The sequence below is a fragment of the Paenibacillus sp. CH40 genome, assembly GCF_024213605.1.
Taxonomy (GTDB): Bacteria; Bacillota; Bacilli; order Paenibacillales; family Paenibacillaceae; genus Paenibacillus; species Paenibacillus polymyxa_B.
In genome coordinates this window covers 529,144-551,913 of the sequence record NZ_JANAVQ010000002.1, presented here as the reverse complement: position 1 = coordinate 551,913, position 22,770 = coordinate 529,144, and the positions used below count along the sequence as shown (strand labels likewise).

Annotated in this window: 22 protein-coding genes; 16 read left to right on the top strand and 6 right to left on the bottom strand. The window is 46.6% G+C overall.

Annotation, left to right across the window (positions count from 1 at the left end):
• The first annotated feature begins 82 nt into the window (after positions 1-82).
• The 5 genes from NLX73_RS09015 to NLX73_RS08995 all read left to right on the top strand — a co-directional run bounded on the left by NLX73_RS09015 (position 83) and on the right by NLX73_RS08995 (position 2,879).
• Positions 83-1,303: a M14 family metallopeptidase gene (locus NLX73_RS09015; protein WP_254325932.1), complete on the top strand. Its 1,221-nt coding sequence runs from the start codon at positions 83-85 to the stop codon at positions 1,301-1,303.
• A gap of 136 nt (positions 1,304-1,439) precedes the next feature.
• Positions 1,440-1,706 (top strand): hypothetical protein, encoded by a 267-nt coding sequence (locus NLX73_RS09010; RefSeq protein ID WP_023987991.1) that lies wholly within the window; start codon positions 1,440-1,442, stop codon positions 1,704-1,706.
• A gap of 261 nt (positions 1,707-1,967) precedes the next feature.
• On the top strand, positions 1,968-2,270 hold the full coding sequence (locus NLX73_RS09005; RefSeq protein WP_013309686.1) for an iron-sulfur cluster assembly accessory protein: 303 nt from the start codon (positions 1,968-1,970) through the stop codon (positions 2,268-2,270).
• A gap of 23 nt (positions 2,271-2,293) precedes the next feature.
• On the top strand, positions 2,294-2,515 hold the full coding sequence (locus NLX73_RS09000) for a YuzB family protein (protein ID WP_007429791.1): 222 nt from the start codon (positions 2,294-2,296) through the stop codon (positions 2,513-2,515).
• Positions 2,516-2,609: 94 nt separating this feature from the next.
• A complete protein-coding gene (locus NLX73_RS08995; RefSeq protein ID WP_061828621.1) occupies positions 2,610-2,879 on the top strand; it encodes a hypothetical protein in 270 nt (89 codons plus the stop codon).
• A gap of 194 nt (positions 2,880-3,073) precedes the next feature.
• Here the strand turns inward: NLX73_RS08995 and NLX73_RS08990 are convergent, their stop codons facing one another.
• Positions 3,074-5,056 carry an LTA synthase family protein gene (locus tag NLX73_RS08990; RefSeq protein ID WP_254325931.1) on the bottom strand — a complete coding sequence of 661 codons (1,983 nt, stop codon included), beginning with the start codon at positions 5,054-5,056 and terminating at the stop codon, positions 3,074-3,076.
• A 188-nt stretch (positions 5,057-5,244) separates the two neighbouring features.
• Positions 5,245-6,405 carry a THUMP domain-containing class I SAM-dependent RNA methyltransferase gene (locus tag NLX73_RS08985; protein WP_254325930.1) on the bottom strand — a complete coding sequence of 387 codons (1,161 nt, stop codon included), beginning with the start codon at positions 6,403-6,405 and terminating at the stop codon, positions 5,245-5,247.
• Positions 6,406-6,562: 157 nt separating this feature from the next.
• Here NLX73_RS08985 and NLX73_RS08980 point away from each other — a divergent pair, with 157 nt between their 5' ends.
• A complete protein-coding gene (locus NLX73_RS08980; RefSeq protein WP_023987995.1) occupies positions 6,563-7,207 on the top strand; it encodes an O-methyltransferase in 645 nt (214 codons plus the stop codon).
• 110 nt (positions 7,208-7,317) lie between these two features.
• Here NLX73_RS08980 and NLX73_RS08975 read toward each other — a convergent pair whose 3' ends face one another.
• Positions 7,318-8,538 (bottom strand): MFS transporter, encoded by a 1,221-nt coding sequence (locus NLX73_RS08975; protein WP_025722314.1) that lies wholly within the window; start codon positions 8,536-8,538, stop codon positions 7,318-7,320.
• 232 nt (positions 8,539-8,770) lie between these two features.
• Here NLX73_RS08975 and hemE point away from each other — a divergent pair, with 232 nt between their 5' ends.
• The 10 genes from hemE to NLX73_RS08925 all read left to right on the top strand — a co-directional run bounded on the left by hemE (position 8,771) and on the right by NLX73_RS08925 (position 20,267).
• Complete coding sequence (gene hemE, locus NLX73_RS08970; protein ID WP_254325929.1) at positions 8,771-9,817, top strand: uroporphyrinogen decarboxylase; 1,047 nt, start codon at positions 8,771-8,773, stop codon at positions 9,815-9,817.
• 31 nt (positions 9,818-9,848) lie between these two features.
• Entirely contained in the window at positions 9,849-10,790 is a 942-nt protein-coding gene (hemH, locus tag NLX73_RS08965) for a ferrochelatase (protein WP_254325928.1), read from the top strand.
• Positions 10,791-10,797: 7 nt separating this feature from the next.
• The gene (gene hemG, locus NLX73_RS08960) at positions 10,798-12,243 is read left to right on the top strand and encodes a protoporphyrinogen oxidase (RefSeq protein ID WP_254325927.1); all 1,446 of its coding nucleotides are present in this window, start codon (positions 10,798-10,800) and stop codon (positions 12,241-12,243) included.
• A gap of 137 nt (positions 12,244-12,380) precedes the next feature.
• Complete coding sequence (locus NLX73_RS08955; protein WP_254325926.1) at positions 12,381-13,859, top strand: CapA family protein; 1,479 nt, start codon at positions 12,381-12,383, stop codon at positions 13,857-13,859.
• An 82-nt stretch (positions 13,860-13,941) separates the two neighbouring features.
• Positions 13,942-14,712: a glycerophosphodiester phosphodiesterase gene (locus tag NLX73_RS08950; RefSeq protein ID WP_254325925.1), complete on the top strand. Its 771-nt coding sequence runs from the start codon at positions 13,942-13,944 to the stop codon at positions 14,710-14,712.
• A 39-nt stretch (positions 14,713-14,751) separates the two neighbouring features.
• The gene (locus NLX73_RS08945; protein ID WP_254326051.1) at positions 14,752-15,375 is read left to right on the top strand and encodes a fumarylacetoacetate hydrolase family protein; all 624 of its coding nucleotides are present in this window, start codon (positions 14,752-14,754) and stop codon (positions 15,373-15,375) included.
• Positions 15,376-15,584: 209 nt separating this feature from the next.
• Complete coding sequence (locus NLX73_RS08940) at positions 15,585-16,391, top strand: DUF92 domain-containing protein (RefSeq protein WP_023988003.1); 807 nt, start codon at positions 15,585-15,587, stop codon at positions 16,389-16,391.
• An 82-nt stretch (positions 16,392-16,473) separates the two neighbouring features.
• Positions 16,474-17,052, top strand: a complete 579-nt coding sequence (locus NLX73_RS08935; RefSeq protein ID WP_254325924.1) for a TetR/AcrR family transcriptional regulator — start codon at positions 16,474-16,476, stop codon at positions 17,050-17,052.
• A gap of 123 nt (positions 17,053-17,175) precedes the next feature.
• Complete coding sequence (locus NLX73_RS08930; RefSeq protein WP_254325923.1) at positions 17,176-19,125, top strand: ABC-F family ATP-binding cassette domain-containing protein; 1,950 nt, start codon at positions 17,176-17,178, stop codon at positions 19,123-19,125.
• Positions 19,126-19,277: 152 nt separating this feature from the next.
• Positions 19,278-20,267 (top strand): aldo/keto reductase family protein, encoded by a 990-nt coding sequence (locus NLX73_RS08925; protein WP_254325922.1) that lies wholly within the window; start codon positions 19,278-19,280, stop codon positions 20,265-20,267.
• Between the two features lie 19 nt (positions 20,268-20,286).
• Here the strand turns inward: NLX73_RS08925 and NLX73_RS08920 are convergent, their stop codons facing one another.
• From NLX73_RS08920 to NLX73_RS08910, 3 genes are all read right to left on the bottom strand, one after another.
• Entirely contained in the window at positions 20,287-21,186 is a 900-nt protein-coding gene (locus NLX73_RS08920; RefSeq protein ID WP_254325921.1) for a LysR substrate-binding domain-containing protein, read from the bottom strand.
• Positions 21,187-21,259: 73 nt separating this feature from the next.
• Positions 21,260-22,297 carry a M42 family metallopeptidase gene (locus tag NLX73_RS08915; RefSeq protein ID WP_254325920.1) on the bottom strand — a complete coding sequence of 346 codons (1,038 nt, stop codon included), beginning with the start codon at positions 22,295-22,297 and terminating at the stop codon, positions 21,260-21,262.
• A 13-nt stretch (positions 22,298-22,310) separates the two neighbouring features.
• The gene (locus NLX73_RS08910; RefSeq protein ID WP_254325919.1) at positions 22,311-22,733 is read right to left on the bottom strand and encodes a LapA family protein; all 423 of its coding nucleotides are present in this window, start codon (positions 22,731-22,733) and stop codon (positions 22,311-22,313) included.
• Positions 22,734-22,770: the final 37 nt, after the last annotated feature.

Sequence of the window (22,770 nt, the reverse complement as noted above, 5' to 3'; positions counted from 1 at the left end):
TCGGTTGTTTTGCTTTTCGCTACATCAAGACACGCCGCGTCTGCATAACATGCAGTAAGGCAGATGGAAGGGGCGTAGTAAGATGAGGGAATATATCGTTCAAAAAGGAGATACATTGCACCGGGTCGCCTCGGCTTTTAAACTATCGGCGGATACTTTAATCGTAGATAATCCGTGGGCCGCCACGCAACCCTATCTGATTAGTGGTCAAGTGTTATATATTCGTCCGTCTACGGATCGCAAATACGTTATTCAGCCTGGTGAGTATGCAAGACAGATTGCCAAGCAGTTTGGTGTGAAGCTTGATGAGTTACGGCTAGCCAATCCAGGACTTGCGGAGCATGATTTTACGGAAGGAAAAACAATTGTTATTTCTGAAGACCATCAGGATCAGATTGTACGATTACGTGGAGAGTATGGATATGAAGATTTAAAGGAAGACCTAGCGGCCTTGGCCCACAGATATCCATTTATTGAAGTAGGCAGCATTGGCACCAGTGTCATGGGGAAAGATATTCCTTATGTACGTATTGGGCAGGGAACGCGTAAAATTCATGCGAATGCTTCTGTTCATGCTAATGAATGGCTGACGACGCCTTGTTTGCTGCGTTTTATAGAGCAATATGCACAAGGGATCGATGGGACTGAAGAACATCTAGGGACCTCTCAATGGGTGTATGGAGGTTCTCCGCGGGATTTGCTGGAGCATACATCCTTATGGGTGGTCCCGATGGTCAACCCGGATGGGGTAGAGCTGGTGCAACAAGGTGTACTCCCAACTCATCCGTTGTATCATGACCTCGAAAAGTGGAATGAAGGACGTGCTGATTATCGCGGTTGGAAGGCCAATATTCGTGGTGTTGACCTTAACGATCAATTTCCGGCATATTGGGAAGAAGAGGTACGCAGACGCGGTAAAACAGGTCCGTCTCGACGAGACTATGCAGGACCTGCACCTTTGTCTGAACCAGAGTCCAAGGCGCTTGCCGATCTGACGGAGCGCGAACAGTTTGACATGGTGTTATCCATACACAGTCAGGGACAGGAGATCTATTGGAATTACCGGGATCTAGAGCCTAAGGAGAGCCGAGATTGGGCCTTACGGCTAGCTGCCGCAACAGGGTATCGGGCGGTAAAGCTGGGTGGTAGCGATGCAGGGTACAAGGATTGGTTTATACAGCGATTTGGTAAACCAGGGTTTACCGTTGAAGTCGGTCTAGGTGTAAATCCGCTGCCCATGCGTGATTACGATGATATTGCAGCAGAAGTGGGCATGTTAATGGCAACAGTGCTGTCATGGTAAAAAATTCGGCCTACTGAAACGTATCGAATCATTTGCGCGTATTAGGAGGAACACGTTTTTTATAAGTGTTCCTCTTTACATGTCCCTTCAATGGGGTATATATACTTAGGAGCATTGGAAATGGAGTGAATAACCTATGAAGTGGAAAAGACTACTATCTCTCCGTCAATGGTCACATGTATTTCGTCGTATGCCCCGATTTATTACTTCATCAAGGATTCCGCTGGGAGAAAAATTACTCTTTGCGGTGCCTGTGTTGCTCTATTGGGTATTACCTGATGTCATGCCGTTTATGCCCATCGACGATATTGGTGTGACGCTATTGCTTATGAATTGGTTTGTCACCCGTGCCGAACGAAAATATCCAGATGTGCTTGAAAAACAGCATGTACGTGTTCGGTAGATAAGCTTATGAATTTCGTGATTGCGATTTTTCACGATTTTCTTTACAATAGGAATATTGCCTTTTGCTATGCTGAACATAATTGCGATCTATTGGCTCATGACGATGTTTCAGGCGCAGCTGTGCCGCCGTAGTACCTCTTTCCCTCTGGGATAGAGGCTAATTATTTGAGTTGTTGATTTTACCCGCTAGGTTGTGTGGTGTGGATATGTATCCAATGAACCACATTTCATTTAATGAATATGAAGGAGATGAAGTTTGATGAACTGCAAAATTACTCGTAACGCAGCTAAAGTATTGAAACTTGAACTGGATAAGGAAGAGAACCAAGGGAAGAGTCTGCGCGTTGTTATTACTCATGCTCATGGAGATCATGCTCATTACGGGCTGGATTTGGACACGCCTAAAGAAACAGATACTGTCGTATCTACAGATAAAGGCATTGACGTCATTTTGGAAAACGGCCAGCCGCTGCTGGATGGTGTAAAAATTGATTACTTGTACTTCCCCGAAGAAGGATTTGTCATTACTAACCCTTCCCAAGGTAATCACGGCGACCACTAAGCCGGAGCTCGGAGGGATGACAGATGGCCAATGATATTCGCGTATGTGATGAATGCAATCATATCCGCTTGAAAACGATCTTGCCCAAGTTGCAAAAGATGGCACCAGATGCCGAGATCAAAATCGGCTGCAAATCGTATTGCGGTCCTTGTGGGAAACGGGCGTTTGTGTATGTGAACGGACGTTATGTGAGTGCGGCCACAGAGGATGAAGTATTGGAGAAAGCTGCGCGCTTTATCAAATAGTTCCAGTACGCAGCATTTGCAATTTTTGAATAGTTCCCCTTCTTCTGATCCATGCTAATGGATGTAGAACACTGCCCAGAAGGAGGTGTGACTCATGGCCCAATATGATTCCAATCTCGACAATCACAGCGTTGAGGCTCAAACACAAAACTCGGTGGACAGGCTGCACAATGCCGTCTCTCAAGCATTGTCACATCCGGCTGAGCAACTGATTGAACAGGCGGAGCAATCTCGCACTCATGCTGAACATGCCATACAGCAGGCGAAGGATAGCCTTGGTGACGATGCAGTAGAAGTTGCGGAGGACATGCTTGGTGAAGAGGTACAACGGCTTGAACAGGCTAAAAAAACGTTGCGTTCCTAAGCATTTGTGAATGGTAACGAGCGCAGTCGAGTGACAATCCATATAAAAAAGCACGATCCACAGCACCTACAAGCTGATGGATCGTGCTTTTTTGTTATATGCAGGGCGGTTATGCGATCGGCATCCTTAAAAGAGTTCGGGGAGGATGCTATGTCAGCAACCTCCCACAGAAAGTCTATTAGATACAGAAGGAGTTACTTCTTTGTTTGTGGTTCCCATTCGCGAATAAGATCGTATGTGATAACCTGATCAGATATGTTCAACCGATTGAGAGCTTCGGTATATCCCGGTCCGCAGGCGTTGACATCTGTAGGCTGGCCTGTACTCAGGTTGTAACAGGTTCCTTTGGAGAATGTACCGTCCTCCGATGGAATGTAGTACACTCGTCCATCGGTGAAAGCACCAGTACGCAGTACAACCATACGAGGCTTCCCGCTAAACAGATCGTTTCCCATAAAATGATATGGTTTTGTAGAAATCCCAAGTAGGTGCATTACGGAAGGCGTCAGATCCAACTGACCTGCCGGTTCCGAATACGTGCCCGCCTGACTTCCATCAGGAAGATGCACAAGCAATGGTACCTGATTCATGATTTTCTGCATGTCGAGATCCGTAAGTGGCTTGTCTAAAAACTTCTCATACAGTGCTTTGTCTTTAATAGAATTGTCATGATCCCCATAAAACATCAGGATCGTATCATCCCACAATCCGTCTTTCTTCATCTGATCTACCAATTCACCCAGTGCTTCATCTACATAATGGACAGATTTCAGATAGTCTCCGAACATGGTACCTTCAAACTCGCCAACGTCTAAATCTACCGCGTCAGGTGACAGGTTGTACGGATGATGGCTCGAGATACCGACCATATAGGCGTAGAACGGCTGCTTAACTTCGGTGGTGAGATCATTGAGCGTTTGACGGAAAAAGGATTTATCTCCCAGGGACCAACCCAGTGGCTCATCTATTTTAAAATCTTTTTTACTGTAGAACTTGTCATAGTTCATTGCCTTATACATGGTGTAACGGTTCCAGAAGCTGCTGTCGTACACGTGAAACGCATTGGGACTATACCCAGTATCCTTCAAAATGGAAGGTAACGTATCGAATTTATGGTCCGCATAACGGATAAATACGGAGCCTGTAGGGAGCGGATGCAGCGAAGCATGTGTAGAGAAGTCCGCGTCCGAAGTACGGCCCTGCGCAGTCTGGTGAAAATAATTGTTGAAATACATGCTTTCCTTCGTCAGTTTGTCAAAATTAGGCGTAATCGCTTGACCGTTGATCTGTTTGCCGATAAAAAAGTTCATGAACGCTTCAGCTTGAATGACCATCACGTTTTTGCCCTTATACTTGCCAGATAGATCATTTTTAACCTGAAGCAACTTCTGGTGCTGATTAAACCATTCCTTATCCTTATCGGATTCTGCTTGAGCCAATGTAGGCTGGGGACCAAGGTGATCCTGACCATAGCGGTAGATGTCATATCCATGAAATCCGATCAATCCGGTTACGTTGTACAAGGCCATCGACCACCAGTTGCCGACAAATATGCCAGTTGCCCACGTGGAGGTATAATATTTGATCGGCCCAAATGTCAATACATAGCCAATCAGGAAGGCCAATGCTCCTTTGGAGAAGCGAAGCAGAAATCTCTTTGTGAACGAGCTTCGGGATGTTTCTAAATAAGTATCATTCGTTGTAAGTCGACGTCGTAAGGAAGCCACAAATATGACATACGGAATGAATAGAATCCAGTCTGCAAAAAAGAAAATGTCCCACCAGTACATAAGGGATGCGATACTTCCGCCCAGAGAATCAACTTGTCCGGCTTGAAGTAAGACGGGAATCGTAATGAAATCCTGGAAATAGCGATAGTAAACCATGTCGGAGTATATGAGCGCGGTGAGCAACATATCGAGCACCACAAGAGCAATCAAACGTCCGCGACGTGGCAGCCATAAGGTCCAGAAGCTCACAAGTAAAAGCGAACCCATAGCGATGACATAATCCAGCGGATTCATGTCAATATTTTGGGCATGCAAGTTATAGTGAATCAGTAAGAGCTTGCCGATCATAAGTACAAAAAACAGACATAATCCAAAATATCGAGACAGCAGCATTCTGCTGAACGTGTTACCAGTGCGACTTGCACTGGACGTGCGAATAACCAACACTTTACCCCCTCTGGCAGAAATGTTCGGCTAGTATAAACTACATATTAACGTAATGTTAAAACCGAAATGCCTTTAATTATTATAGCGCTCATCTCGCGCATTTCAATGATTAAGTAAAGAAAATACAGCACAAATCAGGCCAGAACAACGAACAGAGGGTTCGTTTCCTGGCCTAGGCTTCATCATATTTAAGGCTGCAACGGCGAAGTATCTTTGCGGCGCGGAGGCAGAGGGCCTAGATACTGATAGTATTGGCATTCGATCCGGCCGTTAAACAACTTCCGGCGTTTGTCTGCTTTTCGGCCCCAATAATGCTCAAATTGCTTGGTGGAACTGATGACAAAGAAGGACCAAGTCTTCATTTCGGCTGCCGTGCGTGCGAGTGAACGGATCAGCTTTTCCACCTCGGATTGCTCGCTCAGTCTCTCGCCATAAGGTGGGTTTGTAATCATCACACCATATTGTCCTTCAAGTCTGACTTTAGTAACAGGCATCACCTTAAGAGGGATGTCTTTAGCAAAGCCTGCTGCTTTTACAGCTGCCTCAGCAACTTGTATGGCATTTGGGTCGATATCGCTACCTGCAATTTCAAAAGGAATGTCATCGCGGGTCAAATCCATCGCCTCGTCGCGAGCCTGATCCCATAATTCTCTGCCAATGATAGGCCAGTCTTCCGAGTTAAAGGTGCGTCTCAGGCCTGGTGCAATGTTCCAGGCTTGCATGGCAGCTTCGACCAACAAAGTACCGGAACCGCAGCATGGGTCATAGAATGGTCGGTCAGGGCTCCAGCGACTAAGCTGAATAAGAGCAGAAGCCATCGTTTCTTTGAGAGGCGCCTCTGTAACGAGCTTACGGTAGCCGCGTTTGTGCAGTCCTGGACCGGTCGTATCAAGTGTCAGCAACGCACGATCATTCAATAGAATGACCTCAATGACGTAACGAGGGCCATCTTCAGCAAACCAATCTGTGTGGTAGGTTTCCTTGAGCTTCTCTACAATCGCTTTCTTGACGATTCCCTGACTGGCTGGTACGCTACTAAGCTGTGATTTGTGCGAACGTCCCTCTACGGGAAATTCACCATCTACAGGAATCCAATCCTGCCAAGGCAATGCTTTGGTACCCTCGAACAGCTCGTCGAAGGTAGTTGCAGCAAATTCACCCATTTTTATAAGCACGCGGTCTGATGTGCGAAGCCACAGGTTACACCGGCATATATCCATATAATCTCCGGTAAAAACGACGCGGCCATTTTCAACGGTCAGATCTTCGTACCCGAGTTCTCTGAGTTCCCGGGCCACGACGGCTTCAAGTCCCATTGGCGCAGTTGCAATTAGTTGCAGTTGAGTCATTAAACGTATTCACTCCGTCCCCATAATCATGTAAGCTTGGTTCAATCCCTATAGTATAGGTCATTGTACTCGAAGAGACAAATCATTAAGGTGAAAAATTTACGAAGGACACCACGTCCAACCTGCGTTATGATTAAGCAAGAAGGAGAGATGAACCGTGGAAATTACACCAAATATGACGCCTGAACAATATGTAGACCAGCTGGTACAAGAGGATGAAGCACTGCGCAGTATCAGGGAGGCTATCGTTAAAGAAGGTATGCCGGAAGTATCCGTTGCCCATCCTTACGGAAAACTGTTGACCTTTCTAATTGAAGTATCTGGCGCACAGCATGTACTGGAAATCGGCGCATTAGGCGGCTACAGCGGATTATGTCTGGCCCGTGGGCTGGGAGAAAAGGGTCGCATTGTGTCACTGGAGCTGAAAGAAGCGTACGCAGCGCTGGCACATCGACATATGGAAAACAACGGCTACGGTGATCGTGTCGAATACCGTATCGGACCCGCAGCGGACAGCTTGAAGGAACTTCAGGAAGAGGGAAGAACTTTCGATTTTTTCTTCATAGATGCAGATAAGGAAAATTACCCGGTGTATCTGGAATATGCGATTGCTCTGGCGAATCCGGGTGCCATTATTGCGGGAGACAACTGTTTCCTTCGCGGACGGACGCTGAATACGGATAAGAACGGCCCTGCCGTCCAAGCCGTGAGACGGTTTAACGAAACGATAGCAACAGATCCGCGGCTGGTCAGCACGCTTTTGCCAGCTTACGATGGATTGGCGCTAGCTCGAGTTAAATAGCATGCATTCCATATATATAGCTATGTAAAAAAGAACCTCCTTGTCCACAGCAGCGTGAATAAGGAGGTTCTTGTCTGTTAAAGGCAGGCTTGTCTTACCCTAAGATTATCTTACCTGAAATCAGGCGTAGCCTTACGATCAAAGAGCTTCATGCGTACCCAGAATATGTTGACGATTAACAGGACACCTGACATGATAAACAATCCTTCGATGCCGATAAACCCGGATAGTACCCCGCCAATGACAGCACCCAGCATATTGCCGAGCGCCAGCGAACTGGTATTGAAGCCGAAAGAACGGCTTTCCATTCCTTCCGGTGTATACGTGCGAATCAGCGCATTTACGCTTGGTAGCAGACCGCCCATAAATACACCCATGAAAAAACGGATAATGACAAGTTGCCATACTTCATTGACAAAAGCCTGCGGAATAAGCATAACCGCCGTTCCGAGCAGTGCAATGGTCAAGATCTTGTGTGCTCCTATCTTGTCACTCAGTCTTCCAAGGAGCGGTGCAGCAACCATATTGGATACACCTGTAATAGCCGTAACAAACCCGGCAATCAGCGCAATTCCTTCTGCCGATCCATACAGCTTTTGCACATACAACGGCAGCAGAGACACCGTACTGATCATGGCAAACTGGAGCAAAAACGTTACGGTGAACAAAGCCGGAAGCTGGGGCGTATGGCTTAACTCCTTTAATCCGGCAAGAACCGAAATTTGTGGTATGCGTGCAGCTTCCGTTTTGCTGAAATTTTCTTTAACCAGAAACATTGCGATAAGCGAGGCTATAAAAATTAGAGTGCCTGTAATATAAAAGATCGGTCTGAAACCGACCCAGTCAGCCAAAAATCCGCCTAGCAGAGGGCCGAGAATCGTGCCAGCCATCTGACCGGATTGCATAATTCCCATAGCGAATCCGGTTCGCTCTTTGGGAGTGGTACCCGACACTAAGGAAATCGATGCCGGATTGAAACCCGAAATCGTACCGTTCAGCAGGCGAAGCGCCAGCAGTTGCCACGGGTGGGTGACCAAACCCATACATCCGATGACCAAAGCCATACCGAAGCCCGAGCGAAGCAGCATGACTTTACGTCCATATCGGTCAGCCAGCTTGCCCCACAAAGGCTGGAACATAAATGAGGTCAAAAAGTTAGCGGCAAAAATAACTCCGGCCCATAAACCAATATCGTGCTCTCCCTTCACATGAAGGTCTTGAGCCAGATACAGGGCGAGGAACGGAGTAATCATTGTAATACCCGCATTGACCAGAAACTGACCGAACCAAAGCACAATGAGATTGATTTTCCACGTCTCCCACGTTTTCAATGTGCTTTCACTTCCTTTCTGCCATTCTCATCCTGTTGTAATCATACTTATCAATGTATAACTTCCCCGGAGCTTTAAAAAAGCCATTTCTCTAGTATAGCACACTTCATTGAAACTTTATCCAAATGTCATGGGTTTGTCATGGTTTGTTCGAGAGCGGCGGTTGTTACGACTCTTGAAAAAGGGCATAATTAAAATATAGTATTTATGATTCGAACTGGAGGCTGAAGTCATGACCTACAATGATACTTTTATCCGCGCTTGCCGCAAGCAAGCTGTGGATCATATTCCCGTATGGTACATGCGGCAGGCCGGAAGGTATGACCCTGAGTATCGCAAAATTAAAGAAAAATACACGTTGCTTGAAATATGCCGCCAGCCCGAGCTGGCCGCAGAAGTGACTTTAATGCCCGTGCGCAAGCTTGGGGTAGACGCTGCAATTTTATATTCTGATATTATGAATCCGGTAGCCTCGCTAGGGGTTGATTTTGATATTGTCAAAAATATTGGTCCAGTTATTGATAATCCGATCCGGTCAGCTGCAGACGTAGACAAGTTGCGTCCGATTGATGTGGAACGCGATTTGGGTCATATTTTGGAAACGATTCGTATTTTGGACCGTGAACTGAACGTGCCATTGATTACGTTCGCTGGAGCGCCTTTTACCATTGCAAGCTATTTAATAGAAGGAAGACCCTCCAAAGGATATATTCGCACCAAAGCGATGATGTATGGAGAGCCTGAGTTGTGGCATCGCCTGATGGATAAGCTAGGGGACATGGTTATTACATACGTGCGAGCTCATATCGCTAATGGCGGTAAGGCTTTTCAATTGTTTGATAGCTGGGTAGGTGCGCTCTCACCTTATGATTTTCAAACTTTTGTGCTGCCGACTATCACACGTATTTTCCATGAATTATCTGATCTGGATGTACCTAAAATTTATTTCCCGGGCGTAAGCTCTGGTGAATTGCTTCCACACTTGAATGGGTTAAAAGCCGATGTGATTGGACTGGACTGGCGGGTAAGTATACCTGAAGGACGTCGTCGCTTGGGTAACGGTTTTGGTGTACAGGGAAATCTGGATCCTTATGTGCTTACTGCGCCAATCGATGTTATCAAGCAGTATGCGAAAACCATTGTAGATGAAGGCATAATGGAGCCGGGTTACATTTTCAATCTCGGTCACGGTTTATTTCCTGAAGCCTCGCTAGATAAGCTAAGAGAGCTTACTAATTATGTGCATGAGTATTCCCGTTCGGTTTTGTCAAAAAATTAATACATTAGAAATGTTAAGAGGTGGTCTACTAATGAAAACCAAAGTGGGTGTACTGGTCATGTCCTACGGGACGCCGGAGAGTCTGGATCAGGTGGAAGCCTATTATACACATATTCGTCGCGGTAATGCTCCTTCGCCGGATCAATTAAAGGAATTAAAGGATCGTTATGAAGCTATTGTGGGCGGTGTGTTTCCGCTGCGTCAGAATACGGATCGGCAGGTTCAAAACCTGCAGGAAACCTTAAATCGGGAAAATCGCAACCCGGACATTGAATTTGTCTGTTATCAGGGACTCAAACATGCCAAACCGTTTATTGAGGACGGTGTGGAAGCCATGGTGCAAGATGGCATCCGTGCAGCGGTAGGTGTCGTGCTGGCTCCGCATTATTCCGTTATGAGTGTAGGCACTTATATTAAGCGCGCACAGGCTAAGGCACAGGAACTGGATCTGGCCATATCATTTGTGGAGAGCTATTATCTTCATCCTAAGCTGATTAAGACGCTGACTGAGCGTGTGAACGCCAAACTGGCGCTTTTTGAAGAAGCTGGAGCCAAGCGGGATGAGGTTCGTGTTCTGTTTAGTGCGCACAGCTTGCCCGAACGGATTTTGGCTATGGGTGATCCTTATGTGGAGCAATTAATGGCGACTTCGCAGGCTGTTGCGGACAAAGCGGGAATTACCAACTGGCAGTTTACGTGGCAAAGCGCTGGTCGTACAGCAGAGCCATGGTTGGGGCCAGACATTTTGGATACCATGCACAGCCTTAAAGAGGAGCAAGTGGAGTATGTGCTGGCTGCGCCAGTTGGCTTTGTTTCTGATCACTTAGAGGTGTTATACGATCTGGATATTGAAGCACAGGCGTTGGCGAAGGAATTGGATATGCGTTTTCAGCGTATTGATTCACTCAACAGTGATCCACTGTATATGGAGACGCTTAGTGATGTCATCATAGACCAATGGAAAAAGGGATGAGGACATAATGGAGCAAAAGTTACGTAATATTGTAATTGTAGGCGGAGGCTTGACCGGGCTTAGCACTGCTTTTTATACACGAAAAATGTACAAAGAAGCTGGCTACACACCTCGAATCACGCTGGTGGAGAAAGCTTCCGTGCTGGGCGGGAAAATTGAAACGCTGCATAAAGATGGTTTTGTAATTGAAAAGGGGCCAGATTCTTTTCTGGCCCGTAAAACGGCCATGATAGACCTAGCAAAAGAGCTGGAGCTGGATCATGAGCTAGTAAGCACAAATCCTGAGGCTAAAAAGACATACATTTTGCATGAAGGACAGCTTCATCCGATGCCTCCTGGCCTGGTGCTGGGGATTCCAACGGAGCTGAAACCCTTTTTGCGCAGTGGATTGATCTCTTTAGGCGGGAAAATGCGGGCTATGATGGATTTTGTCCTTCCGCCTCGCCGTGTACCGGGAGATGAGGCGTTGGGTGATTTTATTGAACGCCGACTGGGCAAAGAAGTGCTAGAGAATGTAACCGAGCCACTGTTGGCGGGGATTTATGCTGCCAACATGAAGACGCTAAGTTTGCAGGCGACCTTCCCACAATTTGCTGAGGTAGAGCAGCAATACGGAAGCCTCATTCACGGGATGATGACAGGTCGAAAACCAGCTGAAACACATACGGGGACGAAAAAAAGCGCCTTTTTGACCTTCCGTCAAGGCTTGCAAAGTTTGGTGCATGCGTTGCTGAATGATTTGTATGACTGTGATTTACGCACCGGAATTGCTGTTACTGAATTCACAAAGACAACGGAAAGTGAAGGCAGCCCATATCGCGTTATGCTGGACAATGGAGAGACGGTGGAGGCGGATGATATTTTTGTAACGACTCCCAACTTTGCTGCTGCGCCGCTATTGCGAGATCATGTCAATGTGGCTGCACTGGAAGCCGTTAATTACGTCTCCGTAGCAAACGTGGTCATGGCCTTTGATAAAACAGATATTGAGAACGTCTTTGACGGTTCTGGTTTTCTGGTTCCTCGCAAAGAAGGACGCAGCGTGACAGCTTGTACATGGACGTCTGCCAAGTGGCTACATACTAGTCCGGACGATAAGGTGCTGTTGCGCTGTTATGTAGGGCGAGCAGGAGCTGAAGACACTGTAGAGTTACCGGATGATGAGCTGACTGCACTGGTACGTAAGGATTTGAAAGAGATGATGGGAGTTACAGCAACTCCGCTGTTCACGGAAATTACACGTCTTCGCAATTCCATGCCGCAATATCCGATAGGGCACCCGCAGGCTATAGCTGATTTGCGGGAAGAGTTACGCACTGCCATACCGGGAGTATATGTTTTGGGCGCTGGCTATGATGCGATTGGTTTACCGGACTGCATCCGTCAGGCTAAGGAATGGGCCTCCCATGCCGTTCAAACGACACAGCAGGAAGCGGTTAAGGTACAGGTGTAAATGTTCGATGATGAACCCTTCGCGATCCAGGCGAGGGGTTCTATTTATATTGAAATTTGATATATAATGGAGAAGGTGTAAAGTTCGCCAGCTAATAAAGAAGTTATGCAAATGCAATAGCATAGAAGGAGTGAAGAATGTACCCTCCCAGATCACAGCGAAATGAAGGTCGCAAGAAAGCAAGAAAACCAAAAATAGGCAAGGCCTGGATCTTTACGAATCTGGTACTACTGCTTATGATCGTAGGTCTTTTCGGTTATTATTACATATTTGAACACGACAACAGTGGCTCTCTTGCGGAAAATGGCGGGTATTCGCAAACGGAGAAGAAAATCCAAACGGAATCTGCTAGTGAAGAGCCACCTACTCCCTCGGTCAGTGAAAATGTTACAGACTTGTCAAATAAACAGCTGGACGAAGGCCCCCATGCAGATAAGCAATTTGCTGACGATGAAACGAAGCAATCTGCTGCTTCAGACACAAGCCATCGTCCCGCGACAACGTCTGACACAAATGCTCCCGAAGGCAGCTCTTCAGGAGCAAAATTATCCTCAGGGAAACACGGGCAGGCAGGGAACGATATGTCCAAGGATGTATACGACGGTAATCCATCCGCCGATAAGGGAGGAACGGAGGATGTAAAAAAATCAAAAACAGACGACGCAGATTCTCCGACAGTCACGCTTCACTTTGTAGGGGATGTGCAATTTTCCGGTAAAGTTGAACAGCGATTGGAGCAGAATGGGTTTGATTTTCCATATCAATATCTCGGAAACTTGTTTCATAAAGACGATCTGACGATGGCCAATCTGGAAACGCCCGTGACAACGAAAGGTGTGGGTGCGTTAAATAAAACGTATGTGTATAAATCTTCGCCCAAGGCGTTAACTGCGTTGGCTGCGGCAGGGATAGACGCTGTCAATTTGGCCAACAATCACATTTTGGATCAGGGCACAGGCGGATTACTGGATACACTGAAATATCTGGATGAAAAAGGTATTGCCCATGCTGGAGCTGGACGTAATGCCAAAGAAGCGTATACGCCGCATTATTTTGAACGTAAAGGGATTAAAATTGCTTTGTTGGGGACTACACGTGTCATGCCTGAAGCCAACTGGAATGCGGGCGCCAAACTGCCCGGTGTAGCAGGAGCCTATGATTCGACCGCTATCGTAAAGTCCATCCGTGAGGCACGAATGCAGGCCGATCTGGTGATTGTCATTGCCCATTGGGGGAAGGAGCGCGCTACTGTACTTGAGCCCCATCAAACCGAGTTATCGCATGCTTTTATTGATGCTGGAGCTGATCTTGTCATTGGCGGTCATCCACATGTGCTTCAAGGGATGGAGCAATATAAAGGTAAATGGATCGCATACAGCACAGGCAATTTTATTTTTTCTAAATCAACGGTGCCAGCCACTTGGGATACAGCGATATTTCAGGCAACCTGTACCCGAAAAGGGGCTTGCGAAATGAAGCTGACCCCTTACCGGGCGGAGCTAGGTCAACCAATCCCATTGAAGGATACGGAGGCCAGCAAAATTTTGCAGAGAGTGGCGGCACTGTCACCGGGAAATGTCTCGATAGGGACGGATGGTACAGTAAGCGCTCAATAGAAGTTCGAAAAGAAATTTTTTATATGGGAATTGACGGAACGATCGTATGAGGGACTCCTTTGTGAATGGAGGTCATAACAAGATGAATCATTTGTGCGTGGCTCACCGCGGTTTTTCGGGGATTGCTCCCGAGAACACGATGGCAGCCTTTCGGCTTGCGTTGGAGCAACCATTTGTACACTGGATTGAGCTGGATGTACAGCTGTCAAAGGACGGTGTTCCGGTGGTAATTCATGATTTTACGCTGGAGCGAACGACAAATGGTACAGGGCGAGTAAAGGATTCGGACTGGAAAGCATTGCAACAACTTGATGCTGGTAGCTGGAAAAGTGCAGAATACCGTGGAGAAATAATCCCCTCCCTCGCACAGGTACTGGATTTATGTCGTGGCCGCGTATCACTCAATATTGAGCTTAAAACAGCGGGAGATATGTATCCAGGACTGGAGAAAGCCGTACTCCGTGAAATTGTGGTGAGAGGGATGCAGGGAGAGGTGGTATTAACTTCTTTTGAGCGTGCCGCATTACGCCGGGCTAAGGAGCTGTCTCCTGAGATCCGTACCGGATTGATTATCGATGCGCGTCCAGATGATTTGGCAATGCAACTGGAGCAGCTACAATGCACTTTTTTATCCATGGGCTATCCGCGTTTGGATCGAAACCTGATGAAAGATCTCACCGGACGCGGTATTACTGTCATGGCGTGGACGGTGGATGACCGCCGTATAATGCGAAGATTGTCCTCATTGCATCCTGAATTGATGATTTGCACTAATTGGCCGGATCGCTGGGAGCAGGTTTTTTTGCTTTCCAAGCACCGGATGTGGCACTATATACGTAAACTTATTCGTTAATCAATTGAACTACATACGCGGGAAGGGTGACGGATCGTGATGAACGTGGATATTCGTAATGTTTACTGTGTCGGACGCAATTATAAGCTGCATGCGGAGGAGCTGGGTAATGAGGTTCCCGCAGAACCGATGATTTTTTTGAAGCCGTCTCATGCAGTCGTGCCGCTGGATGGCGCCACGCTGGAGCTTCCTCAGGGGCAAGGAGATATTCATTTTGAGACTGAGCTGGTTGTGGCTGTAGGACGTAAATACGAACCAGGCATGTCCGCAGATACATGTCTGAACGCATTTGCATTCGGGATTGATTTTACCCTGCGTGATGTACAAAGTGTTCTAAAGAAAAAAGGCCACCCATGGACCGCCGCCAAAGGCTTTAAATCGTCTGCACCCGTGACACCATTCCTGCCTTTAGAAAAATTGGACATGCTGGAGCAGCAGGATTTTTCCTTGCTCAAAAATGGACAGGAAGTGCAGCGTGGACATGTTAAGGATATGATTTTTTCTATTCAGCATATCGTTGAATATATAGCGACTCATTATGGACTGGACGAGGGAGATATTATTTTCACAGGTACTCCAGCAGGAGTAGGGCCTACAGCAAGTGGGGATCGCTTTGAGCTTTTCTGGGGAAGTGATCGTCAGGGAAGCTTCACCATCGCATAAATTTGTGAATGTCATCCATGAAGAGGATTAAAAAAGGGAAGTTCTTGGTGGATGAGAGTAAAGAGAGATTCCCGTAGATAAGCATTGTGAAGGCCGTGTCCTGTGCCAAAGCATGGGACACGGCTTTTATATAAGCGTAGAGCGTTGTACAATAATATACAGAACGAAAAAAGAAAAATGGAGATTCATTTCAAAAGCGGGGGTATATCATGGACTGGATCATCGGATTGCTTTGTGCTGCTGTGGTGGCCGGAGCTGCATTTTATAAAAAATCCTTAACCTTATCTGGCTTTGCCGCGGCTGTACTGATGGGAACTGTATATTATGGGGCGGGTAACCTGTTCTGGTTCGGCACATTGCTCTTGTTCTTTATCACGTCGACCCTTCTGTCGAGGTTCAAAAAGGAGCGCAAGGCTGAACTGGAAAAATCGTATGCCAAAACCGGAAACCGGGATGCAGGCCAAGTATGGGCCAATGGGGGATTAGGTATGCTGCTATGCCTGGGCTATGCGATATGGCCCCATGTTACGTGGCAACTGGCTTTTGTCGGTGTCATGGCTACGGTAACATCCGATACGTGGGCAACGGAATTTGGCAGCCTGAGTCGTAGGCCACCTCGCTCGGTGCTTAACGGGAAGGTGCTGGCACCCGGAACCTCAGGTGGAGTCTCTGTATTAGGAACGGCTGCGGCCTTGGCTGGGGGTGTACTGATCGGCATAGGTGCATGGGGCTTTGGACACGCCATAGGAACGCCGAGCTTGCCGTTATGGCTGTGGGCACTGGTTGGAGGTATATCCGGTAGCGCGGGGGCCTTTGCTGATTCCTATCTAGGTGCTACAGTGCAAATGATGCGTTCCTGCACGGTTTGCGGACGAGAAGTAGAAGTAGACTCACATTGTGGACAAACGACGGTCTATGTACGAGGCTGGCGTTGGATGAGCAATGATCGGGTGAATAGCATTAGTTCTATTTTCGGAGGATTGGTCGCTCTTGCAGGTATTTTTTTTATACTCTGAACACAGGGCTGGAGATCGTTACAAGGAATTAACTGTTATAAGAATTGACCATGTTTCAATCCTTGTATAAGGAGGTGCTAAGATGGGCGATATCCACGGAGATAAATATGAAGCTATTTTGGACGCAGCTTACGCCGTCTTTGGCACCAAAGGCTTCTATGAAACCAAAATTTCCGAGATTGCAGAACAAGCGGGAGTTGCCAAAGGCACAGTATACTTGTACTTTAAAAGCAAAGAGCAGCTATTTACAGCAGTCACACGTAGAGATTGTGAGCAATACCTAGCCGAAATGCAAGGTGCATTAATTAATCGTACTTTGGGAGAAGGACTGCTGCGGATGGCGAATTTGCATCTGCACTACTATTTCAAGCGTAAGCAGCATACTAAATTATTTTTTATGACCCCCAACAGTGACCCCGATCTAATGGAGTTTATGCGGGGATTTATTCAGGACTATACTGATTTGGTCAACAATAAACTGGCGTCAGAGGGTGTACAGCAGTCCGAGTTTCATGCGAAGGCATTCATTGGTATGTTGGAACGCCTAAAAATGGATATTTTATTGAATCAAGATTTCCGCGAATGTGACGTGGATCAGACGGCTGAATTAGTGGCGAACTTATTTATGCATGGCTGTAAAGCCGGAATACAAAAATCCTGACACATCTTGTTGCTAAAAAACCGTACTGACTTCGTTCAGGTAACGGTTTTTTTAATCATTGGCTGTGTCTGTGTTAAAATAAACAGGATGCATCACAAAATTGGGGAAGAGTAGGGAATCCGTATGAATATTATGACCGTTGAACATATAACGAAAAGCTATGGTGAGAAAATGTTGTTTGAGGATGCTTCCTTTGGTATGGATGAACGTGACAAAATAGGAGTCGTCGGTGTAAATGGCACCGGTAAATCAACGTTTTTACGGGTAATTTCCGGATTAGAGCCGCCAGATGATGGCAATATTGCAGTGAACAACGATGTGCGAATTCAGTATCTAGCACAAAATCCGGAGTTTGATCCCGAAATGAAGGTACTCCAGCATATTTTTCATGGCAACCAGCCTGAGATGAAAGCGGTCCGAGAATATACGGAAACCATGGAGTTGTTGGAGTTAAATCCGGGTAGCGAGGAGCTTCAAAACCGTCTATTGCGAGCAAGTCAGCAAATGGATACGTTCCAGGCATGGCAGCTAGAGAGTGAGGCCAAAAATATACTTACTCGGCTGGGGATCACTCAGTTTGAGTCTCGTATGGGCGTTCTATCCGGCGGGCAGCGCAAGCGGGTGGCTTTGGCGGCGGCTTTGATCCAACCCTGCGAGCTGCTCATTCTGGACGAGCCTACAAACCATATTGATAATGAGTCCGTTGAATGGTTGGAGCAATATTTGCAAAAAAGACGTGGTGCGTTGTTAATGATCACGCATGATCGCTATTTTCTGGATAGAGTTGCAAATGTCATGTTGGAGCTGGATCATGGCCGCCTTTTCCGTTATGAGGCTAACTATACCCGTTTTCTGGAGTTGAAGGCAGAACGCGAGGTGCGGGAAGCGTCTACGGAACAAAAAAGGAAGAACTTGCTGCGTAATGAGCTGGCCTGGATTCGCCGTGGAGCAAAGGCTCGTTCCACCAAGCAGAAAGCGCGTATTGACCGATATGAGCAGCTTAGGGATCAGCAACCGGAAGCTCGTTCTGGATCTGTAGATATGTCCGTCGCCTCCACACGTCTGGGTAAAAAGATATTGGAGATCGAGCATCTGTCCAAATCGGTAGATTCTCGTAAGCTGATACAGGATTTGAGCTACATTGCGGTTCCTGGTGATCGTGTTGGTATCCTAGGTCCTAACGGTAGTGGGAAATCCACTCTGCTCCAAATGATTGCCCAGCATATAGAACCGGATTCCGGCAACGTTGTGCTGGGACCGACGGTGAAGCTTGGCTATTTTACTCAGGAACATCAGGAAATGAACGAATCATTACGTGTCATTGAATATATTAAGGAAGAAGCCGAAGTGATTCGTACAGCAGACGGTTCGACGATTACAGCTGCACAAATGCTGGAACGTTTCCTGTTCGCACCAAGCGCGCAATGGACGGTTATTTCCAGGCTGTCTGGAGGCGAAAAACGGCGCTTGTATCTGCTTCGTGTTCTGATGTCGGCACCGAATGTGCTATTACTGGATGAACCAACAAATGATCTGGATATTCAGACCCTTTCCGTTTTGGAAGATTATCTGGATGAATTCCCAGGCGTGGTTTTTATTGTTTCTCATGATCGCTATTTCCTGGATCGGACAGTCGACAAAATACTGGCGTTTGAAGGGGATGGACAGGTACGAGTACATGTAGGGGACTATAGCGAGTATGCAGAATGGATTAGTAAAAATGCTCAATCTTCTGTGAATACGTCTGTCTCGACGAGTACGGCTTCCTCGAATCGCTCTTCCGCGCCTAAGTCTGCGGGTCCTTCCGATTCAGTCAAGGAGACAAGTAAAACCAAGCTTAAATTCACCTTCAAGGAACAGCGGGAATATGAGCAAATTGATGAGCTGATTGAACAAGCCGAACAGAAGTTGGCCGACATTCAGCGACAGATGGAAGAGTCTTTCAGTGATTCAGCACGACTACAGGAGCTCATGGCTGAGCAAGTGAAGGCCGAACAGCATTTGGAGCATCAAATGGAACGCTGGACCTACCTGAATGAGCTGGCCGAGCAGATTGAACAAAGTAAATCTTAAAATACAGAAGCAAGTCACCATTCAGAGTGGAGGCTTGCTTTTTTTATCGAATTATTAATATGTTTTTCATATTAAAAGTGTGTGAATTATATATTTCTAATATTAAATTACGGTGGGTATAATGGATTGCATATGGGAGGGAGGAATTGAAAATGGAATATCGTAAACTTGGAAAAAGTGGATTAATGGTAAGTGAGATCGCATTGGGAAACTGGATCACCCACGGTGCTCAAGTGGATGATACTATAGCGCAAGCCTGTGTAAACGCTGCACTAGACTCAGGGATTACCACGTTTGATACTGCTGATGTGTATTCGGATACCATGGCGGAAACGGTTTTAGGTCATTCTTTAAAGGGAATACGCCGTGAAAGTATTGAATTATGTACTAAGGTTTTTCACCCCACAGGTACCGGACAGAATGATAAAGGGCTGTCTCGCAAACATATCATGGAGGCCTGCCATGCTTCTCTTCGACGCCTGCAAACGGATTATATTGATGTATATTATGCACACCGTTTTGATCCAACCGTATCGCTTGAAGAAACTTTTTTGGCCTTATCCGACTTGGTGCGGCAAGGGAAGGTTTTGTATGTAGGAGTAAGCGAGTGGACAGCAGAGCAGATAAAGCAAGGAGCCGCTCTGGCTAAGGAATTAAAGGTCCCTTTCGTGGCAAGTCAGCCCCAATATTCCATGCTGTGGCGTGTCATTGAAGCTGAAGTGACTCCCGCTTGTGAGCAGGAAGGGATTGGGCAGGTGGTTTGGTCACCTCTGGCACAAGGTATTCTTTCTGGTAAATATGCAGCAGACAAGCCGTTACCCGAGGGATCAAGAGCTTCTACGACAGCAGGGTCATCATTTTTCGAACGTTTGGCTGGACAATGGTTACGTAAAGAAGTCCTTTTGGCAGTAAACAAAATTCAGCCGATTGCAGAAGAATGCGGACTGACGCTACCCCAGCTTGCAGTCGCATGGGTTTTACAAAACCCGCAAGTGTCCTCAGCTATTATCGGTGCTTCCAAGCCCGAGCAGGTTAAAGAGAACGTAAAAGCGGCGGGTGTCCGTCTAGATGAGCAGGTCATGAGACAATTGGATAGCATTTTAAATGGTATTGTTGAACGTGATCCGAGAAAAACAGGTTAAGATATACGATCAAGGAGATTTACATGTCTAACTCTTCGTTACAAGCTGTTTCTTCAACCACTTCCAGAAAATGAGTCAGAACAGTTTCGTGTGTACCTGTTTTCCATGCAGCATAAAGTGGGATGGACGGAGACTCTTCTTGAAAGGAACGAAATACGACATCACTGCGTTGAAAGACAGAAACGGAAGAGGGGACAATGGAGATACCTATACCTGCCGCTACCAAGTTAACGATCGTATACATTTGAACGGCTTCCTGTACGATTTGAGGCTGAAATCCGTGTTGTCCGCAAAAGTCCAGTATGAGGTTATGAAAAGAAGCTCCCATATGAGGCGGAGACAGGATAAAATATTCGTCCGCTAATGAACGTAAAGACAAGGTTGAATGGTGGGCTAACGGATGTGTTTGAGGAAGAACGGCCATGAGTGATTCATTGGTGTAAAGACGAGAAGTGATTTGTATAGATGGATCTGCACAGCGCAGGAAGCCTACATGAACTTTGCCATCGTGTATAGCTTTCAGTTGTTGGACAGATGTCATTTCAAATAACGTAAGCTTCACATCTGGAAAACGCTCTCGGAATTTCTTCAACGCATTAATCATCAGACTACCAGAGGCTGAATCTACAAAAGCGATGGATAATTGTCCGAATTTCCCCTGACTTGCAAGCTGTGTGATCTTGATGGATCTTTCCAATTGTGCAACCACGTTTCTGGATTCTTCTAAAAATATCGCTCCTGCTGACGTAAGTCGAACTTGTCTCTTGGTTCGTTCTAAAAGCTTCACGCCAAGCTCTTCTTCAAGGCTTTGAATTTGTTGGCTCAAGGGAGGTTGGGTGATATTCAGTTTTTTCGCAGCACGGTTAAAATGCAGTTCTTCCGCTACTGCGATAAAGTAACGTAGTTTTTTTAGATCCATAGCTGTGATTTCCTTTCACTAAGCCTTCACCGACCTATTCTCCAGGGGAACAGGTCGGTTTTTATCGTTCGAATTAAACCATCACATAAGCTGCAAGCAGACGTGCAGTGTTCACCACGGCCTGCTTGTGCGTGCGCTCCATGGCATGGGAGGCGTGTACGCCAGGGCCGATCAACGCAGCACGGATGTTATTACCGGCTCTTAGTGCAGCCGAAGCGTCTGAACCGTAGTGCGGATAAATATCTACCGCATACGGAATATTCAGCTCTTTGGCAAGCTCAATCAGACGGGTCGTCATAGTATAGTCATAAGGTCCGGAGGAATCCTTGGCACAGATAGAAACATCCGTTTCCTTGCAGCTCAGATCTTCACCCATACAGCCCATGTCGACAGCTATAATCTCACTGATTCCTTCGGGTATGTATGCCGCTCCGTGCCCCACTTCCTCATAGTTAGAAATGAGCAATTTAACGGTATGTCGAGGCTTCCAGTTTCCATGTACAGCTGATTCCAGTAAACCAAACAGTGCAGCTACACTAGCTTTATCATCCAGATGGCGTGACTTGATAAATCCACTGGGTGTTACGACTGGACGCGCATCGAACGAAATAAAATCGCCCACCGCAATACCGAGCTGAAGCACGTCTTCTTTTGACCCGACAAGCTCGTCAATCCGTACCTCCATATGGCTCTCTTTGCGCTCAAAGCTCCGTGCATCATCATAGACGTGCACGGATGGATGGCTGGACAGAATAGTGCCTGTATACGTTTGTCCGCTTCGGGTATGAATAAGGCAGTATTCGTTCTCAATGCTGTTCATCATGAAGCCGCCGACGGATGTCAGACGTAGGGTGCCTTGTGCTGTAATGGAACGCACCATTGCGCCCAATGTATCCACATGTGCGCTCAGCGCCACCGTATGGTCCGTTTCCTGACCTTTCAGAGTCAAGATGGCACCGCCTTTTGCATTCCATTCGATTTGTACTCCGAGGTTTTCCGCTTCTTTACGAATCAGCTCCATCACATGGTGTGTATACCCACTGGGACTGGGTGTGTTCAGTAGCTGATTTAAAAAGTTCATCATATAATCTTCATTTAATTGAATCGTCATTTGTTGCTCCTCCTCATTTGGACAACCGATCAGGGTTAGAGGACGGTTGCTCTATATCTTGGTCGAATGTAGACCCTGTGCTGGAAGAACCCGTCGAGTTATAGGTCACATCCGCGTTTGCTTCCACCGTGGATGTGTGCTCTTCTTGTAGTGTATGAAGCTGAGTAGTCAGACGTTTAATCTCTCTCTGAAGCCTATATTGGCGGAAAATACCGAAAGAACCGACAATAAGTCCACCTAGAAGAGTGCAACCGAGAATAAGCAAAATCAAAGGAATGCTAACCCTACTGAATAGAAGGTTCACTTGAACCGAATTCACATTAATAACAGCAAATACAGCTGTTAACAAAGCAATAACAAGAGCTGCGATCAAAGACCATTGTGTTTTCAAAATGCCACCTCCTCCCGTTACATTATAAAATCCCTTGCCCGCCATGGACAAGGGATTTATCCGTGCATCATTTCAATGCTGG

Coding starts and splice junctions, on each gene's coding strand:
- NLX73_RS08920 (WP_254325921.1), bottom strand. CDS start 21,186: ATGGATCTAAAAAAACTACGTTACTTTATCGCAGTAGCGGAAGAACTG.
- NLX73_RS08935 (WP_254325924.1), top strand. CDS start 16,474: ATGGGCGATATCCACGGAGATAAATATGAAGCTATTTTGGACGCAGCT.
- NLX73_RS08950 (WP_254325925.1), top strand. CDS start 13,942: ATGAATCATTTGTGCGTGGCTCACCGCGGTTTTTCGGGGATTGCTCCC.
- NLX73_RS08945 (WP_254326051.1), top strand. CDS start 14,752: ATGAACGTGGATATTCGTAATGTTTACTGTGTCGGACGCAATTATAAG.
- NLX73_RS08910 (WP_254325919.1), bottom strand. CDS start 22,733: ATGGCGGGCAAGGGATTTTATAATGTAACGGGAGGAGGTGGCATTTTG.
- hemE (WP_254325929.1), top strand. CDS start 8,771: ATGACCTACAATGATACTTTTATCCGCGCTTGCCGCAAGCAAGCTGTG.
- NLX73_RS08955 (WP_254325926.1), top strand. CDS start 12,381: ATGTACCCTCCCAGATCACAGCGAAATGAAGGTCGCAAGAAAGCAAGA.
- NLX73_RS08995 (WP_061828621.1), top strand. CDS start 2,610: ATGGCCCAATATGATTCCAATCTCGACAATCACAGCGTTGAGGCTCAA.
- hemG (WP_254325927.1), top strand. CDS start 10,798: ATGGAGCAAAAGTTACGTAATATTGTAATTGTAGGCGGAGGCTTGACC.
- NLX73_RS08930 (WP_254325923.1), top strand. CDS start 17,176: ATGAATATTATGACCGTTGAACATATAACGAAAAGCTATGGTGAGAAA.
- NLX73_RS08925 (WP_254325922.1), top strand. CDS start 19,278: ATGGAATATCGTAAACTTGGAAAAAGTGGATTAATGGTAAGTGAGATC.
- NLX73_RS09005 (WP_013309686.1), top strand. CDS start 1,968: ATGAACTGCAAAATTACTCGTAACGCAGCTAAAGTATTGAAACTTGAA.
- NLX73_RS09000 (WP_007429791.1), top strand. CDS start 2,294: ATGGCCAATGATATTCGCGTATGTGATGAATGCAATCATATCCGCTTG.
- NLX73_RS08915 (WP_254325920.1), bottom strand. CDS start 22,297: ATGACGATTCAATTAAATGAAGATTATATGATGAACTTTTTAAATCAG.
- hemH (WP_254325928.1), top strand. CDS start 9,849: ATGAAAACCAAAGTGGGTGTACTGGTCATGTCCTACGGGACGCCGGAG.
- NLX73_RS08940 (WP_023988003.1), top strand. CDS start 15,585: ATGGACTGGATCATCGGATTGCTTTGTGCTGCTGTGGTGGCCGGAGCT.
- NLX73_RS08985 (WP_254325930.1), bottom strand. CDS start 6,405: ATGACTCAACTGCAACTAATTGCAACTGCGCCAATGGGACTTGAAGCC.
- NLX73_RS09015 (WP_254325932.1), top strand. CDS start 83: ATGAGGGAATATATCGTTCAAAAAGGAGATACATTGCACCGGGTCGCC.
- NLX73_RS09010 (WP_023987991.1), top strand. CDS start 1,440: ATGAAGTGGAAAAGACTACTATCTCTCCGTCAATGGTCACATGTATTT.